16 protein-coding genes are annotated in these 15,253 nt (G+C 40.3%); 6 read left to right on the top strand and 10 right to left on the bottom strand.

Going from position 1 to position 15,253, the window contains the following annotated elements:
* The first annotated feature begins 22 nt into the window (after positions 1 to 22).
* The 4 genes from secG to BLS59_RS25655 all read left to right on the top strand — a co-directional run bounded on the left by secG (position 23) and on the right by BLS59_RS25655 (position 3,830).
* The gene (gene secG, locus BLS59_RS25670; protein WP_091154609.1) at positions 23 to 367 is read left to right on the top strand and encodes a preprotein translocase subunit SecG; all 345 of its coding nucleotides are present in this window, start codon (positions 23 to 25) and stop codon (positions 365 to 367) included.
* A gap of 237 nt (positions 368 to 604) precedes the next feature.
* On the top strand, positions 605 to 880 hold the full coding sequence (gene groES / locus BLS59_RS25665; protein ID WP_091154607.1) for a co-chaperone GroES: 276 nt from the start codon (positions 605 to 607) through the stop codon (positions 878 to 880).
* Positions 881 to 1,025: 145 nt separating this feature from the next.
* On the top strand, positions 1,026 to 2,657 hold the full coding sequence (gene groL, locus BLS59_RS25660) for a chaperonin GroEL (RefSeq protein ID WP_091154603.1): 1,632 nt from the start codon (positions 1,026 to 1,028) through the stop codon (positions 2,655 to 2,657).
* 366 nt (positions 2,658 to 3,023) lie between these two features.
* Positions 3,024 to 3,830, top strand: coding sequence for a mechanosensitive ion channel family protein (locus BLS59_RS25655; RefSeq protein WP_091154600.1), 807 nt, complete (start codon positions 3,024 to 3,026; stop codon positions 3,828 to 3,830).
* Between the two features lie 314 nt (positions 3,831 to 4,144).
* Here BLS59_RS25655 and BLS59_RS25650 read toward each other — a convergent pair whose 3' ends face one another.
* The 6 genes from BLS59_RS25650 to BLS59_RS25625 are packed head-to-tail and all read right to left on the bottom strand — an operon-like array spanning position 4,145 to position 10,229.
* The gene (locus tag BLS59_RS25650; protein WP_091154597.1) at positions 4,145 to 5,491 is read right to left on the bottom strand and encodes a DUF58 domain-containing protein; all 1,347 of its coding nucleotides are present in this window, start codon (positions 5,489 to 5,491) and stop codon (positions 4,145 to 4,147) included.
* Positions 5,492 to 5,500: 9 nt separating this feature from the next.
* Entirely contained in the window at positions 5,501 to 6,478 is a 978-nt protein-coding gene (locus tag BLS59_RS25645) for an AAA family ATPase (protein WP_091154593.1), read from the bottom strand.
* Position 6,479: 1 nt separating this feature from the next.
* A complete protein-coding gene (locus BLS59_RS25640; RefSeq protein ID WP_091154590.1) occupies positions 6,480 to 7,658 on the bottom strand; it encodes a DUF4350 domain-containing protein in 1,179 nt (392 codons plus the stop codon).
* On the bottom strand, positions 7,655 to 8,380 hold the full coding sequence (locus BLS59_RS25635; RefSeq protein WP_091154587.1) for a DUF4129 domain-containing protein: 726 nt from the start codon (positions 8,378 to 8,380) through the stop codon (positions 7,655 to 7,657). Before BLS59_RS25635 ends, BLS59_RS25640 begins: the two co-directional genes overlap by 4 nt.
* A 4-nt stretch (positions 8,381 to 8,384) precedes the next feature.
* On the bottom strand, positions 8,385 to 9,269 hold the full coding sequence (locus tag BLS59_RS25630) for a DUF7847 domain-containing protein (RefSeq protein ID WP_091154584.1): 885 nt from the start codon (positions 9,267 to 9,269) through the stop codon (positions 8,385 to 8,387).
* Positions 9,270 to 10,229 (bottom strand): stage II sporulation protein M, encoded by a 960-nt coding sequence (locus tag BLS59_RS25625; protein WP_091154580.1) that lies wholly within the window; start codon positions 10,227 to 10,229, stop codon positions 9,270 to 9,272.
* Between the two features lie 90 nt (positions 10,230 to 10,319).
* On the opposite strand from BLS59_RS25625, the gene BLS59_RS25620 reads away from it, so the two are divergent.
* Positions 10,320 to 11,048, top strand: a complete 729-nt coding sequence (locus tag BLS59_RS25620) for an RDD family protein (RefSeq protein ID WP_091154577.1) — start codon at positions 10,320 to 10,322, stop codon at positions 11,046 to 11,048.
* On the opposite strand, the gene BLS59_RS25615 is transcribed toward BLS59_RS25620, so the two are convergent.
* Positions 11,012 to 11,344 (bottom strand): DUF2752 domain-containing protein, encoded by a 333-nt coding sequence (locus BLS59_RS25615; RefSeq protein WP_091154888.1) that lies wholly within the window; start codon positions 11,342 to 11,344, stop codon positions 11,012 to 11,014. The two genes, BLS59_RS25620 and BLS59_RS25615, sit on opposite strands and share 37 nt — an antisense overlap.
* 94 nt (positions 11,345 to 11,438) lie before the next feature.
* On the opposite strand from BLS59_RS25615, the gene BLS59_RS25610 reads away from it, so the two are divergent.
* On the top strand, positions 11,439 to 12,866 hold the full coding sequence (locus BLS59_RS25610; RefSeq protein WP_091154885.1) for an L-serine ammonia-lyase: 1,428 nt from the start codon (positions 11,439 to 11,441) through the stop codon (positions 12,864 to 12,866).
* A 111-nt stretch (positions 12,867 to 12,977) separates the two neighbouring features.
* Here the strand turns inward: BLS59_RS25610 and BLS59_RS25605 are convergent, their stop codons facing one another.
* From BLS59_RS25605 to BLS59_RS25595, 3 genes are all read right to left on the bottom strand, one after another.
* A complete protein-coding gene (locus BLS59_RS25605) occupies positions 12,978 to 13,631 on the bottom strand; it encodes an SGNH/GDSL hydrolase family protein (protein WP_240315341.1) in 654 nt (217 codons plus the stop codon).
* A 68-nt stretch (positions 13,632 to 13,699) separates the two neighbouring features.
* Positions 13,700 to 14,455 (bottom strand): lipoyl(octanoyl) transferase LipB, encoded by a 756-nt coding sequence (gene lipB, locus BLS59_RS25600; RefSeq protein WP_091154570.1) that lies wholly within the window; start codon positions 14,453 to 14,455, stop codon positions 13,700 to 13,702.
* On the bottom strand, positions 14,455 to 15,099 hold the full coding sequence (locus BLS59_RS25595; RefSeq protein ID WP_091154568.1) for a 4'-phosphopantetheinyl transferase family protein: 645 nt from the start codon (positions 15,097 to 15,099) through the stop codon (positions 14,455 to 14,457). The genes lipB and BLS59_RS25595 overlap by 1 nt, the downstream gene beginning before the upstream one ends.
* Positions 15,100 to 15,253: the final 154 nt, after the last annotated feature.

Raw genomic sequence — 15,253 nt, 5'->3', positions numbered from 1 at the left:
AGCATTAATATAAAATAAAGAAATGTACATTTTAATTATCCTTACCATTATTGTGTGTGCTCTGTTAGGGCTTATCGTATTGATCCAAAACCCTAAGGGCGGCGGCTTGTCATCAAATTTTTCAAGTTCATCACAGTTAATGGGTGTGCAAAAAACCGGCGACTTTTTAGAAAAAGGTACCTGGATACTGGCTGTTGGCGTAATGGTTTTATCATTAGCAATTAACGTTGCAGCAAAAGGCGGCTTAACCTCAAATGGTGTTAATGCCGAACAGCGTGAAATGATTGAAAAAGCATCAAAGCCGGCTAATAACGCACCTGCGCCGCTTAGCTTGCCATCTGCACCTGCTCCTAAAAAAACTAAATAAGTTTACACTTATAAAGAATAAAAAGGGCTTTGGGTAATTCCCAAAGCCCTTTTTGCTTACATTGCCGTACTGACACGATGGCACGGGCAGGTTAAAAATTTGTTAAGCCTAAAAAGTAAATTATACTTTTGCTGACATTACAACAGTTTAGCCTGTCAATTTTAGCCATTGTATTTGCTTGGCATAATTGATGAGCATTTGCTGCTGAAACTTAAATAAAATAAAACAGATATAACTATGTCATTAAACATTAAACCAATCGGCGACAGAGTGGTTGTAGAAGCTGCAGCTGCCGAAGAGAAGACCGCTTCGGGAATTATTATCCCGGATACAGCTAAAGAAAAACCTCAGCGTGGAACTATCGTTGCAGTTGGCGACGGTAAAGTAGATGAGCCTTTAACAGTAAAAGTGGGCGACCAGGTTTTATATGGTAAATATGCCGGTACCGAGATCACTTACGATGGTAAAGAGTATTTAATTATGCGCGAATCTGATATTTACGCGGTACTTTAATAAATAGATGTGAGATATTAGATATGAGATTTGAGACAGCTTATGCTCAAATACTTATATCACAACTTAAAAAATTAAAATGATTTGAAATTTGAAATGGAGTTATCTCACATCTCAAATCTCAGATCTAAAATCTAAAAAAAACATGGCAAAACAAGTTAAATACAATGTTGAAGCACGCGACGCCCTAAAACGCGGTGTTGATATTTTAGCCAACGCGGTTAAAGTAACATTAGGCCCTAAAGGCAGAAACGTAATTATTGACAAAAAATTTGGTTCACCAATCATTACAAAAGATGGTGTAACTGTTGCTAAAGAAATCGAACTTAAAGATGCTTTAGAAAACATGGGTGCCCAAATGGTTAAAGAAGTTGCATCAAAAACTGCTGATATTGCAGGTGATGGTACTACTACTGCTACCGTTTTAGCACAGGCTATTGTAACTGCAGGTATCAAAAACGTAGCTGCCGGTGCAAACCCAATGGATTTAAAGCGTGGTATTGATAAAGCCGTTTTAACTGTTGTTGAGAATTTAAAAGCTCAATCACAAACTGTTGGCGAAGACAATAACAAAATAAAACAAGTTGCTTCTATCTCTGCAAATAACGATGAGGTTATCGGTTCGTTAATTGCTGAAGCTATGGCAAAAGTTGGTAAAGATGGTGTTATCACTGTTGAAGAAGCTAAAGGTACTGAAACCGAAGTTAGAACTGTTGAAGGTATGCAGTTTGACCGTGGTTACCTTTCTCCATACTTTGTTACCAATGCAGATAAAATGGAAGTTGAATTGGAAAACCCTTACATCCTGATCTATGATAAAAAGATTTCTTCGATGAAGGAATTACTTCCAATTCTTGAAAAACAAGTACAAACTGGTAAACCATTATTAATCATTGCTGAAGACCTTGATGGCGAAGCATTAGCTACTTTGGTAGTTAACAAGATCCGCGGTTCACTGAAAGTTGCTGCGGTTAAAGCCCCAGGCTTTGGCGATCGTCGTAAAGCTATGTTAGAGGATATCGCTATCCTTACTGGCGGTACTTTAATCTCTGAAGAAAGAGGCTACAAATTAGAGAACGCTGATCTTACTTACTTAGGTACTGCTGAGAAAATCGTTATCGACAAAGATAACACTACCATCATTAATGGTGCTGGTTCTGCAGATGAGATCAAAGGTCGTGTTGGCCAGATCAAATCACAGATCGAATCAACTACATCTGATTATGACCGCGAAAAATTACAGGAACGTTTAGCCAAATTATCTGGTGGTGTTGCTGTACTTTACGTAGGTGCTGCTACAGAAGTTGAAATGAAAGAGAAAAAAGACCGTGTTGACGATGCTTTACATGCAACCCGCGCGGCTGTTGAAGAAGGTATAGTTGCAGGTGGTGGCGTTGCCTTCATCCGCGCGGTAGCTGCTTTGGCTGATCTTAAAGGCGAAAACGAAGATGAAAACACTGGTATCCAGATCATCCGTCGTGCTATTGAAGAGCCTTTACGTCAGATCTGCGAAAATGCAGGTATTGAAGGTTCTATAGTTGTGCAAAGAGTTAAAGAAGGCACTGCCGACTTTGGTTACAATGCACGTACCGATAAATACGAAAACCTAATTGCGGCTGGTGTTATCGATCCAACTAAAGTAGGTCGTGTAGCATTAGAGAACGCAGCTTCAATCGCAGCTATGTTGTTAACAACAGAAGTTGTATTGGCTGATGATCCTGAAGATGCTCCGGCTGGCCCACCAATGGGCGGCGGTGGCATGGGCGGTATGATGTAATATCTCCCTCTGACCGTTTTAACAGTCAGTTTATATATTTAACAAATCCCTGTATGGTTTTCCATACAGGGATTTTGTTTTTGATACAGGCTAACAGTCATTTAAACGTAAACGGATGGTCACTAATTAATCATTTGATTAATTTTTATATTTTGCTGTGGCACTATTACTTATTTTTGCGTAACAAATTTAAAACACGTCTTTTAAGGCATGGGATTTGAATACAGCACAGTATAATGAAAACAATAGCACACAAATCAAAACAATTACATAGCGCCATAGTAGATTGGCTGCTGTTTAAAGGCCCCGAGCTTTTTATCACTATCTACGGTAAATAATAAATTTTTACCTTTGCTTTCATAGTTTATGAAAGACAACGGTATTTACAAGGTAGAAGATTTCTACAAAGATTTCCACAACTGGCTAATTGACCACGGCCCTAAATATATTGGTGGAATTATCATATTTTTTATTGGCCTTTGGGTAATTAGGTTTATGCGAAACCGCCTCCGTACCCGGATGCTCAAAAGGGGCGTACACTCCTCCTTACAACCTTTCTTTTTAAGTCTTTCTATTACTACACTTTACGTATTACTCATTATTTGGGTAATGAACATTGTAGGTTTGGAGATGACCATCTTCACTACCATAATAGGTGCATTTAGTGTTGCGGCAGGTTTAGCCCTTTCGGGAACGTTCCAGAATTTTGCAGGTGGCGTACTTATCCTCTTACTAAAGCCATTTGAACTGGATGATAGTATCATGGCACAAGGTCAGGATGGCAGGGTTTTATCTATCCAGATATTTTATACCGTTTTACTAACTGCCGATAATAAAACGGTAATTATCCCCAACGGAAAGTTATTTAACGAGGTGATAGTAAATGTAACCCGCGAAGGTAAACGCCGCCTGGACTTTGAAATAAAAGTAGCTTATGCTAACGATGCCGATAAGATAAAAGAGGTTATAAAGAACGCCATAAAAACCACCGCTAACCTGCTGACAGACCCTGAAGCCCGTGTAGGTATTATTGGTATGGAGATAGATTCTATACGTTTCACTATCAACGTATGGGTTGAGCCAGCCAACTTTTTAACCGCTAAAATAGCCTTGCAGGAAAAGATATTTAAAGACCTCACAGCAGCCGGCGTTAACTTTCCTAAAGCAGGATAGGAAAGAGAGTCAAGAATTAAGAAAGGTTGTCATTTCGATAGAGCGGGGTGGGTGCGGGTGTGTGGTGCGAAAGAGAAATCTTCAACGAAATACATAGCCTCAATGAATGCCGTATAAGATTTCTCCTCGTACCTTGTCGAAATGACAGAATTTTTATTTGTTTCGAACAAATGCGGATATTCCTTCTACTCCCGCGAGGTTAGCGCAGCGTGACTCGTGGGTAACAGGGTATAAACCTCCGGCTTACCTTAACTAAAGCTTCCGGTATTTAAAAGCGAGGTTTATCTTAATTCTTACTTCTTGGCTCTTTAACCCTATATCTTTTGCCGGGCTTTAATTTCCAGGTATCTGTTAATGGTGTTAATAGTAAGGTTTTGCGGAGATGTTAAGATAGATTGAATACCATACTTGGTAAGTTCCTTAACTATTAGTTTTTTATCGTAGGCAAACTTCTCAGCTATAGTTTTTATGTAGATGCCTTCTACATCGGTAGCGGGTTGTTCACTTAATTTTTTTAGCTCAGTATTTTCGAAGAATACTACCAGCAACAAATGAAATCGGGCTATTCTTTTAAGGAATGGCAGCTGACGTTCAAGGGCAGGCAAACTTTCATAATTTGTAAAGAACACTACCAGGCTGCGTTGCTTAATAACACCACGAATGGTGCTGTAAAGCAACTCCATATTGGTTTCGAGGTAGCGTGTTTTTTCCCTGTATAAAACCTCCAGGATCTTGTTCATTTGCGTGGGGCGCCTGTCGGCAGGTATTACCGCGCCTATTTTCTCGGCTACTGTTATCAGTCCCGCTTTATCCTCTTTAAGCAAAGCTACGTTTGATAGTACAAGGCTGGCGTTTATAGCATAGTCTAAGAGGCTCAATCCCTCAAAGGGCATTTTCATTGCCCTTGATTTATCAATTACGCAGTACACATGCTGCGATTTTTCATCGGTATAGGAATTAACCATGAGGTTGCCTTGCCTTGCGGTAGCTTTCCAGTTGATGGTACGATAGTCATCGCCGGCAACATAATTTTTCACCTGCTCAAATTCCAGGCTATGACCAATCCGCCTCATTTTCTTTATACCGATATCCGTAAGCCGGTTTGATATGGCCATCAACTCGTACTTACGCATCTGCAAAAACGAGGGATATACCGGTAACATCTCAGTCTGCTCAAAATTGTATCTCCGGCTTATAAAACCCAATGGCGATTTTACATATACCCTGATATTGCCAAACTCATATTCCCCGCGTTTTGTGGGGCGCAATACATAGTTTATAAGCTTACGTTCGCGCGGCTTAAGAGTGCTTTTAAACCAAACATCTCGCTTTTGAAACTGGAAGGGAATCTCATCGATGATACCCACGTTTATATTAAACGAATACCAGTTTTCTATATAAATACCCAAGTCGTTCTCGTCGCTGTTGCTGAGCCTTTCGGGAGCGTGTCTTTTGGCAAATACTCCTTTGGCTGTTTTATACAGTAAAAGGAGGTCAATTAAAATAAGCGTAAGCAGCGTCCAGAAAACCAATTCTGGGATAATGCCCATCCAGGGGAAAAAGAACGCCAGTAAAAATAAAACCACACAAAGGGTCAGTCCGGCAAAAAAGCGGTTAGTTAAAAAGAGATTTTTGTAAAGCAGGCCGACTATTTTTTTCACGCAGCTGTATTATCTGGGTACTTCAATTTTCTGGATGATTTGTGCAATAACGTCATCCGGACTAACGCCTTCCATTTCTTTATCGGGCGTAAGCATAATACGGTGCCTTAACACCGGGGCTGCTACATAAATAATATCTTCGGGCGTCACAAAATCGCGCCCGCTGATGGCGGCCAGTGCTTTTGCTGCATTGATCATTGCCAACGATGCGCGCGGCGAACCACCCAGGTACAATGATTTATGGTTACGGCTTTCAAAAACTATTTTAGCGGTAAACTCTAAAAGTTTAGCTTCTACATGTAATGCTTTTACTTGCTGGCGCAACTCAATAATATCCGCCGCTGTTAATACCGGCTGAATGTGACTTAACTGATCTGTTGTTTTTTGCTGATGCTGGCGGGTGATAATAGCTATTTCTTCTTCAAGGGTAGGGTATTTGATCTCTATCTTAAATAAAAACCTGTCAAGTTGGGCTTCTGGTAAGCGGTAAGTTCCTTCCTGCTCAACCGGGTTTTGGGTTGCCAAAACGGTAAATGGCTCCTGCATCTTGTAGCTATGGCCATCAATGGTTATCTGGCGTTCCTCCATTACCTCAAACAATGCCGACTGCGTTTTTGCAGGTGCACGGTTGATCTCATCTATCAGGATAATATTGCCGAATATTGGTCCCCGCTTAAATTCAAACTCCGTGCTTTTAGGGTTAAAAACAGATGTTCCCAAAATATCCGAAGGCATCAGATCAGGTGTGAACTGGATGCGGGAATATTGTGCGTCGATAGCTTTTGAAATAAGTTTGGCGGTAAGCGTTTTGGCTACACCGGGCACACCTTCAATCAAAATGTGACCGTCGGCAAGAATACCGGCAACCAACAGATCAATAGAATCATGCTGCCCAACTATAATGGTAGCAAGGGTTGCCTTTATTTGCTCAACCGCTTTGCTTAGCTTGCTCATATCGGTTCGCTGTTCAAAAAATTCGTTTTCCATATTACCTGGATTGTATATAAAATTGTTCAATAAGATAATTAAGTTTCAGCAGCTCCTGGTCTGTAATGTGTACGTGGGCTGTTACAACTATGCAGGCACTCACTATATTGCTGGCCAGTAGTTGATCAATGCCGGTTTTTTTTGCCAGCAGTTGTGTAAAATCATCATCCAGCCTGCTTGTTTTTAATTTATAGTGGTCGCGCAGGTGCTCAAGAAAATAGGCTGTCTTTTTAAGAGCGATGTTACTGTTATTACGTTTTTCGTAGTAAACCTGACCAACCACGGTTACAAAATCGAGGGTAGAGTTTGTTGGCATTTCCAAAACAGGAATAATGCGCTGGCGGCGCTTTATTTCATACACCACAAAAATAAGCAAGCCAAACAGGGCTATATAATAAGCGCTGCTCAACTGTGGGTTACTCAAAAATACCCGCATTGGTGATTCATTACCGCCAGTTCCCCGCGTATAATACTCGTCCCATATTAATTGTTTCGCAGGTTTTAAGTACGACAGTGCGGTTGCGGCATAGGCGGCGCCTTGGGACTTAAGCATGCTGTAATTACTGAACATTTTAGGATTGGTCAGGAGGTATAAATTACCTTTCCCAAAACGATATTTAATATAATTAGCTTTATTATGGGCATTGCTGCCCAACACAGTAGCCTTTAAAGTATCAAGCTCACTAAAATAATAATTGCCGGCGCCTCTATCAACGAGATAGGTTTTGGTAGTATCTAATGTAGGATTAACGAATTTAACGGCAATATTTTCGTCCTTTACACTGAAGTTGATGTTAGTGCTTACATGTAGTTTTTTCTCTATCAGGCTGCCAAAACGGTTTGCAGCTATAAATACGTCGTTACCTCTTGCTATGTGTTTTGTAAGCTGTTCGTAATCCACCTTTGTAATATCAATACTGCCGCAAATGATAATATAAGAGGCCAGTTTAACCGAATCATTGGTGAGTACGTTATATGCCGGCTGACGCCGGGGAGATATAACAGCGTTGGGAAACAAATCTTTCAACCTGTTATAAACTATAAATGTACCGTAAGGGATCTTGTCGTTGTTAATATAGGTTTCTGCCCAGTTTACAGGCTTGGGCTGATTTAAATTAGCAATTATGTAAAGTGTAAGCAACGCAGTTATTGCTATGATATATATTTTCAGGTCTTTCATGCCAGTTGCTTTTTAAAGTTTTGAAACAACTGGTTAATACTTTTAAATGCGTCGCCATCAACAGTAAAACCGCCGTACCACACATATTCAAACTGGCGGGTAAGCAATAAGAAAGCCTGCCTTAATGAGGGATCGTTAAGCTCATAAACATAAATCGAATTGGTTTTATCAATTTGCCAGCGTATCAGTTCCTCATCATTAAGCTGTTTAAGGCATTTTAAGTACAATAAGCGTACGGCAAGGCGGTAATTGTGCAGCGCTATTGCTTTCTCCAATTCGGTATCAAAATCTATTTCATGAATGTTCTCCAGCGATTCTGTATATGCCAGGTTTGCTTTACGTACTTGCCCCTGCCATAACCGCATGCCATCCATCCCGGTAAGCTTAAATATAATAAATACCAACAAGCCTATTGCAAGCGCTACAAAACCATATTTTAAAATGTTACCAATTACGGGGCCACCTACCTTTCTGAAAAGTGTATTCCAAAACCAAGCCCAAAACCTATCCCAGGCAGATGGTTCTGATAAACCAGGGCCTTCATAGTTAAAGCTTTCGCTGCTATGGTATTTATTAAGGGCCTTATCATTAAAGCCTTTTACCACCACGGTCGAACTATCTTTTTGCAGCCTGGCAGGTGTTTTTTTTACAGCAGCAAATGCGGTATCGCACAAAAGAAAGCAGTATATAACCAACAGAAAAGCGAAGAGCTGTTTTAACATGGGCTTAGTATTGTTCGGAAGGCAGATCGGTTTGGGTATCCGGTTTTTTTCCAAACATGTCAATCCGGTTTAATATACCTGTGCCGTCTTTTTGCTCCGAAAGGCTAAAGTAGCACATAGTTAATGCTATTGCAGGCAGGGTATAGGTAAGCATTATAACATTTTGCAAAACGCTAAAGACAATAACAACAGGCGTAGTTAAGCCTTTAAGTGATAAAAACGATTGAGCTGTTGTTATTAACTGTAATGGTACACTTACTAAAGCGCCTAAAACACTAACAATTATACCCATTACAATTATCAACCCAAAAACCATCCACCAGTTACCCTTTATAATCGAAAAACTTTTGTTAAAGCCATAACCAAAAGATGTGTTTTCCATTACAATAATGGGAAATATTAGGTAAAGCGGCGGCATAAGGTATAAGCCTGGGATAACGCATAATAAAAGCCCAAACATAAATAGCAGGAAAATTAATATACCACCCCCCAGAATACGTAAAAAGTAGTATTTATAATATCCCCAGATCTCAGCAAAAGTTGGCGTTCCGCCCTTTTTTTCCAGGTAAACAGAGATGTAGCAAAGCGTAACCAGGTATATGCTGAATTGCGCAAATGCCAGTATAACAGCATTTATCATTGCCATTATAAAAAAGCTATAAATCTGCGTTTTATTGCCATAAGTGCCTGGATTCATTTTTGCATTACCTATGCCAATTTTACCTAACATGGTAAGCGCTGTAGTTGCACCTCCCGCAAGTATAAAAACACCGCAAACGATAAACAGGGCCTTAAACAGGGGTTTAAAGTTTTCCTTTAAAAAAGTAAACGTATCATTTATAATTTCACCAAAATCACGTATGCGTCTTAGTTCAAGTTGTTGTTTCATTTAATTTATTGGATTATAGTTTAGTTTTTTGTTTAATAATTGAGGGTATAGGATAACGTACCATACCATAAATAGTAACGAAGCTGTGAGGATGGCGGTACTTAGCCAAACAGGCATTTCGGTGTGCCTGGTTACAAAACTCTCAAAAAAGGCCGCTGTTAAAATTATGGGAATGATGCCGATAGTTATTTTTAAGCCAATTTTAGCACCTTTTTGTACAGATATCAATCGTGTATAGGTTTTAGGAAAAAGTAAACTGTTGCCCAGGATCAACCCTGCCGCGCCTGCAATAATAAATGATGAAATTTCTAAAGTGCCATGAATCCATATTACCAGTACAGATTGCAGGCCCAAACCTTTACTAAAAAAGTAGTATTGGAATGAACCCATCATAATGCCGTTTTTTAAACTCACATATAGCGAACCTACTGAAAATAAAATGCCCAAAACAAAAAATATAATGGCCACCTTAACGTTATTGGCAGCTATTTGTATAAACATTAGTATAGACGAGCCTTGCTTATACACGCCAAATGGGTCGCCTTTGGCAATGTTAGCGTTGGTCATGTTTACATAATCATCGCCCATTATCAGTTTTACAAAATTGGTATCGTACTTTGCTGATAGTACGCCCATCATGGTAAATATTATAAAAAATACGAACGAGTAAAGTAACTGCTTACGATAGGTATAAAATATCAGCGGCAGTTCGTACCGCCAAAAGCCTACAATGCGATTGGTTTTCTCTTTTTTGTTTTTATAAATTGATTGATGGAACCCGGCTGCAAGTCCGTTTAGATATTTTGTTGTGTTTGAGTTTGGATAAAATGTTTTAGCGTAAGCCAAATCATCAGTTATAGCAATAAATGCCGAAGCAAGCTCATCTGGGTCGTTTGTTTTGTTATGCTCATACTCCTTCCATTTTTTTGTACTTTGCTTAATAAACAGGGCTTCGCGCATTTTTTTTAGACGGTTATTTTTTTGTTTAAAATACTCACAAAACTTTAATATGCAATCATATTTTTAAATAACAAATATATCTTTGTTAAGATGCAAACTATAAAGGTTACTACTGCCCAAAATATTGATATTGATTATGAAATTGCCGGCATAGGTGAGCGTATTCTTGCCCTGGCAATTGATTATGCCATATTTGTTGCGCTTGCAATAGTGGGCAGTATTTTGAGCGTGAGTGGTCCATTAAGAGAGGTTGTGAGTATATATTTTATTATTGTACTGATCATATTTGCTTTTTATGACCTTGCCTGCGAAATGCTTTTAAACGGGCAAAGTGTGGGTAAACGCATCATGAAAATTAAGGTGATAAGCCTTAACGGTAACCGGCCTACACTTAGTCAGTATTTATTACGATGGACATTAAGGCTGGTTGATTTTCCTTTAACAGCCTACCTGGGTGCGCTGGTATCTGCAATTGTTACCGATAATGGTCAGCGCATAGGTGATATAGCCGCGGGTACTGCCATGGTGCGCACGCACGCGCGCACACAGATGAACAAGTTAGTATTTATACCTTCGGATGATTCATATGTGCCGGTTTTTAAAGAAGTGGCTCAATTAACTGATAAGGATATTTATCTTATTGCAGATGTATTACACAATTACCGTAAAACACTCAACTACGTAATAGTACATAACATGGCCGAGCGTATTAAAGAGCATCTGCAAATTTCCCTGCCTGCACAAATGAATGATATGTATTTTTTAGAGGTGGTTATTAAAGATTACACCCATATCGTGGCCTCGGCCGATGCATTATAGTGCGCGTAAAGGATCCATATTTTAAAGCAATAGTTGCCCAATACCACACTGCCCGTCAGGATCAGCAGAACGGTTTTTAGTGGGAATTTGGGTGTGTCCAGCTTAAGGTACTGACTAAATATGCTGTTAGTAAGAAATAAGAGTACCGGAATTGTTGGGGGGTATAAAGCAAAACTTTTTTGAAGATTACCTTGCAGGAGTGCCAACACAGATCGCTGAAAGCCACAGCCCGGGCAGTCAACACCGGTAAGGTATTTAAAAGGACAGGTGATCAGGTGGTTTTGCAGCCAGTTCATAAACGATAACCAAAGTATAAATTTTACTTTGAAAAGTTTAATAAGCAGCATATTATTATCGGCCGTAATGGTTTTTATTTATAATTTTGAACTGATGCAGAGAGAACAAATTTCGGTATTTGATATGTTCAAGATTGGCATAGGGCCATCAAGTTCACATACGCTTGGCCCTTGGCGCGCGGCACAGCAATTTGTAGCTTCGCTTGAGCAGCAAGGCGCATTATCACTGGTTCAGCAGGTAAAAATATTGTTATATGGCTCGCTGGCAAAAACGGGTAGGGGGCATGGTACCGATATTGCCATTCTCTTAGGCCTTAGCGGCGATGATCCCGTAACTTTTGAGGTCGACCAGATCACCCCCAAAATAGCCGACATCACTAACTCGCATAAACTTATACTTGCCGGCACTACAGCTATTGAATTTTCTGTTGTAGATGATCTGCTGTTTTTATTTAACGAGAGTTTGCCTTTTCATCCCAATGCTGTAACCTTCCAGGCATTTTTGAGCAACGGGAAGGCCATGTCAGAAACTTATTATTCCATAGGCGGTGGCTTTGTGGTAAAGGAGGGTGCTTCATCGCAATCAAAGAATGAGGTTGATCTTCCGTTTCCGATAGACACTGCTGCCGATCTGCTGCACTGGTGTATAAAAACAGGTCTCAGAATATCTGAGGTTGTAATGGAAAATGAACTGGCCTGGCGCAGCGAACAAGAAACCAAACAAGGAGTATTAAATATTTTTAAGGCTATAAAAGAATGTATCTACCGCGGATGCCATACCACAGGTCAGTTACCCGGTGGTTTAAATGTTGCCCGTCGTGCTTTTAAGCTTAATAGTAAATTAGTCGGTAACCGCGGCTACTCCAACTATGAAGAGTGGGTTACCGCCATCAGGGAAACCGGCGAAGGATTTAAAAATATCCTGGATTGGGTAAGCTGTTTTGCTTTGGCTGTAAACGAGGAAAACGCCTCTTTTGGCAGGGTAGTTACTGCGCCTACTAACGGTGCAGCCGGCGTTATACCAGCCGTATTGCAATACTATATTGCTTTTTGCGATGGAAACAGCGATGAAAAGATCATCCAGTTTTTATTTACCGCGTCTGAAATAGGGAGTATATTTAAAAAAGGTGCAACCATATCTGCGGCAATGGGGGGCTGTCAGGCCGAGATCGGTGTGTCATCAGCTATGGCGGCGGCGGCATTAACCGAATGTTTGGGTGGTACGCAACGACAGGTGTTAATGGCTGCCGAAATTGCAATGGAGCATCACCTTGGCCTCACCTGCGACCCAATTGGTGGCCTTGTGCAGATCCCATGTATAGAGCGTAATACAATGGGTGCTATAAAAGCCATAACCGCATCGCAATTAGCATTGCAAAGCAATCCCGAAAAAGCAAAGGTAAGCCTTGATGCCGTAGTAAAAACCATGTGGCAAACTGCACTGGATATGAACTCAAAATACAAGGAAACTTCGGACGGTGGATTAGCAATAAATATCCCGATAAGTTTGCCGGAGTGTTAATACAAAATATATTTTTATTGTAGAGACGCATAATTGCGTCTCCCGCATGCAAATCGTACGTTAGCTGCTCAATATAGTGGGAGACGCAATTATGCGTCTCTACATGAATCTCTACTTTTTAAATTCCCGGTAAACTTCGGGTGCAAGCTTATCTACCCACAGCTTGTACATTTTTGCTGATGGATGCAGGCCATCACCTGCTACAAGTGAAAGGTCATTGGCTGCCTGTTTTGATATAGGCGTGATGTCAACGTAGTTAACATTTGCCTTGGCAGTTTCCTCGTGATTTATGGTGTTAAATTGATCTATCTCCGGGCCTATTTTTGAATCATTGCCATTTGCAAATGGTGTTACACCGTAATCGGGGATCGACAAAACAAAAACATGGTTTTTATTGCCCCCCGCAAACTGGATAGCCGTGTTTAACAGCTGAACGAATTTTATACGGTAGTTAGCCTGTGTCATGCCCTGGTATTGGTCGTTTACGCCTATAAGTAGGGTTACAATATCGTAGGTTTTGCCTTTTACATTGGTATCCTGGTTAATAGCATATATTAGGTTGTCGGTAGTCCATCCCGTTACGGCGATAATATAAGGCGTAGTGATCAGTTTTCCCGGTACCTGGGTGGTAAGCTGGTAAGGGAACGACTCCTTTGCAGAAACCGACTGGCCTATAGTATACGAGTCGCCAAGGGCAAGGTAACTTAAGGTATCGCTTATAGGTACGGTTACAACTGGCGGTGGGGTATAGGGATTTTCCGGCATGGGTTCACTTTTTTTTGTACATGCAGCTAACGTACTTATCGAAAATAAAAATAAGATTATTGTTTTCATCATAACATCTCCATATCAAACAATACGGAAATATGATGCTTTAGGATTTTTTTAACTTCATTTATATCAACTTCATAGCCAAGTTCTTGCTGCATGGAGGTTACAGCCTTATCGTCAATACCGCAGGGGACTATATTTTTAAAATAATCGAGGTTGGTATTTACATTAAAGGCCAGCCCGTGCATGGTTACCCAACGGCTGCAGCGTACGCCCATAGCGCAAATTTTACGGGCGTTATCATTATCGGCATCAAACCAAACACCGGTATAGCCAGGATAGCGGCCAGCCTGCAAACCATAATCGGCAAGGGTAAGTATAATCGCTTCTTCAAGGGTACGCAGGTACAGGTGGATATCGGTAAAAAAGTTATCCAGGTCAAGTATCGGGTATGATACAATTTGTCCTGGGCCATGATAGGTAATATCGCCGCCGCGATTAATGGGGTAATACACGGCCTGTTTCTCTTTTAAACCGGCTTCATCCAGCAGTAAATGTTCGGCCTTTCCGCTTTTGCCTAATGTGTAAACATGCGGGTGTTCACAAAATACAAGGTAATTGAAAGTTTCGGCAGGTTCAAAAGGCGCATAGGTATCTGTAGCCACCGAATTTTTGGCAGCTTCGGCATATGCTAATTCGCTGTTGCGGTTATCGAGTTTGGTTTTTACAGTGGCCGAGAACAATTCTTCCTGTTTGTCCCAGGCTTGCTGATAATCGATCAATCCCCAGTCTTCAAAAAAAACTTTTTTATTTTTCATCACATATCCCCCTTTACATAACCAATCATATAATCCTGGTATTGCAGATAACCTACGGTATAATTAAGATTTACATCGTTTTTATGCAGATTGGCATTTAATATACCGTGGTGCTCAAAATTAAATGGCGATAAAAAAATGTTATCGGCAAAGGATACTTCTTTTTCGCCATTGCATTTGTAAATGGCCTCTTTGGCGCACCAGCAAACATACAAGTGCTCAATTTTTTGCCGGTTATTGATAAATGCAAGTTCTTCGGGGCGCATAAACTTACTGGCAATGCGCTCTACCTTTTGTTTTATCTGTTCAATATCTATCCCCACTTTATGAGTTTTACTGATCATAACGGCAGCATACTCAAACGAATGGCTAAGCGAAATGTGGTAAGGTAAATTAACAAGATAGGGCTTACCATGGTTATCAACCTTGCAATCAATATATTCGTCGGTACGCAGCATTTTACGCAGCAATACGCGGGTTCCTAACCAGTGCAGGTGGCGCTTGCCGTTGCTTAGTTTTTCAACATAAGCCTTCTCATTCTCATTAAGTTGTAGTTGGTTGTACAGGTCGTTAGCCTCCTCTTCAATTTTCCAGAGTGCAAATTCGGTGTCGTCATCAATTCGCTGCCTGTATGCTATAGCCATATAAAGTAAAATTGCAAAAACGGTGGCAAACTTATGTCAAATATTTATAATTATATCAATTTGAAGATTTGGCAATTTGAAGATTTGAAAATGGACAGGTTGAAAAGATTTTATATCAGAAACAAATATGTGTGTTTTTTCACTTTCAAATCTT

Origin of the sequence: Mucilaginibacter pineti, from assembly GCF_900101875.1 — a bacterium.
GTDB lineage: Bacteria > Bacteroidota > Bacteroidia > Sphingobacteriales > Sphingobacteriaceae > Mucilaginibacter > Mucilaginibacter pineti.
Note: the sequence above shows the minus strand (reverse complement) of the source record. Positions and strands in the feature narration are given on the sequence as shown.

Bases quoted from the DNA above. Each gene is read 5' to 3' on its own strand.
- BLS59_RS25620 (WP_091154577.1), top strand. From the start codon at position 10,320: ATGCAAACTATAAAGGTTACTACTGCCCAAAATATTGATATTGATTAT.
- BLS59_RS25640 (WP_091154590.1), bottom strand. From the start codon at position 7,658: ATGAAAGACCTGAAAATATATATCATAGCAATAACTGCGTTGCTTACA.
- BLS59_RS25605 (WP_240315341.1), bottom strand. From the start codon at position 13,631: ATGCCGGAAAATCCCTATACCCCACCGCCAGTTGTAACCGTACCTATA.
- groL (WP_091154603.1), top strand. From the start codon at position 1,026: ATGGCAAAACAAGTTAAATACAATGTTGAAGCACGCGACGCCCTAAAA.
- lipB (WP_091154570.1), bottom strand. From the start codon at position 14,455: ATGAAAAATAAAAAAGTTTTTTTTGAAGACTGGGGATTGATCGATTAT.
- BLS59_RS25645 (WP_091154593.1), bottom strand. From the start codon at position 6,478: ATGGAAAACGAATTTTTTGAACAGCGAACCGATATGAGCAAGCTAAGC.
- BLS59_RS25595 (WP_091154568.1), bottom strand. From the start codon at position 15,099: ATGGCTATAGCATACAGGCAGCGAATTGATGACGACACCGAATTTGCA.
- secG (WP_091154609.1), top strand. From the start codon at position 23: ATGTACATTTTAATTATCCTTACCATTATTGTGTGTGCTCTGTTAGGG.
- BLS59_RS25615 (WP_091154888.1), bottom strand. From the start codon at position 11,344: ATGAACTGGCTGCAAAACCACCTGATCACCTGTCCTTTTAAATACCTT.
- BLS59_RS25630 (WP_091154584.1), bottom strand. From the start codon at position 9,269: ATGAAACAACAACTTGAACTAAGACGCATACGTGATTTTGGTGAAATT.
- BLS59_RS25635 (WP_091154587.1), bottom strand. From the start codon at position 8,380: ATGTTAAAACAGCTCTTCGCTTTTCTGTTGGTTATATACTGCTTTCTT.
- BLS59_RS25610 (WP_091154885.1), top strand. From the start codon at position 11,439: ATGCAGAGAGAACAAATTTCGGTATTTGATATGTTCAAGATTGGCATA.
- groES (WP_091154607.1), top strand. From the start codon at position 605: ATGTCATTAAACATTAAACCAATCGGCGACAGAGTGGTTGTAGAAGCT.
- BLS59_RS25625 (WP_091154580.1), bottom strand. From the start codon at position 10,229: ATGCGCGAAGCCCTGTTTATTAAGCAAAGTACAAAAAAATGGAAGGAG.
- BLS59_RS25655 (WP_091154600.1), top strand. From the start codon at position 3,024: ATGAAAGACAACGGTATTTACAAGGTAGAAGATTTCTACAAAGATTTC.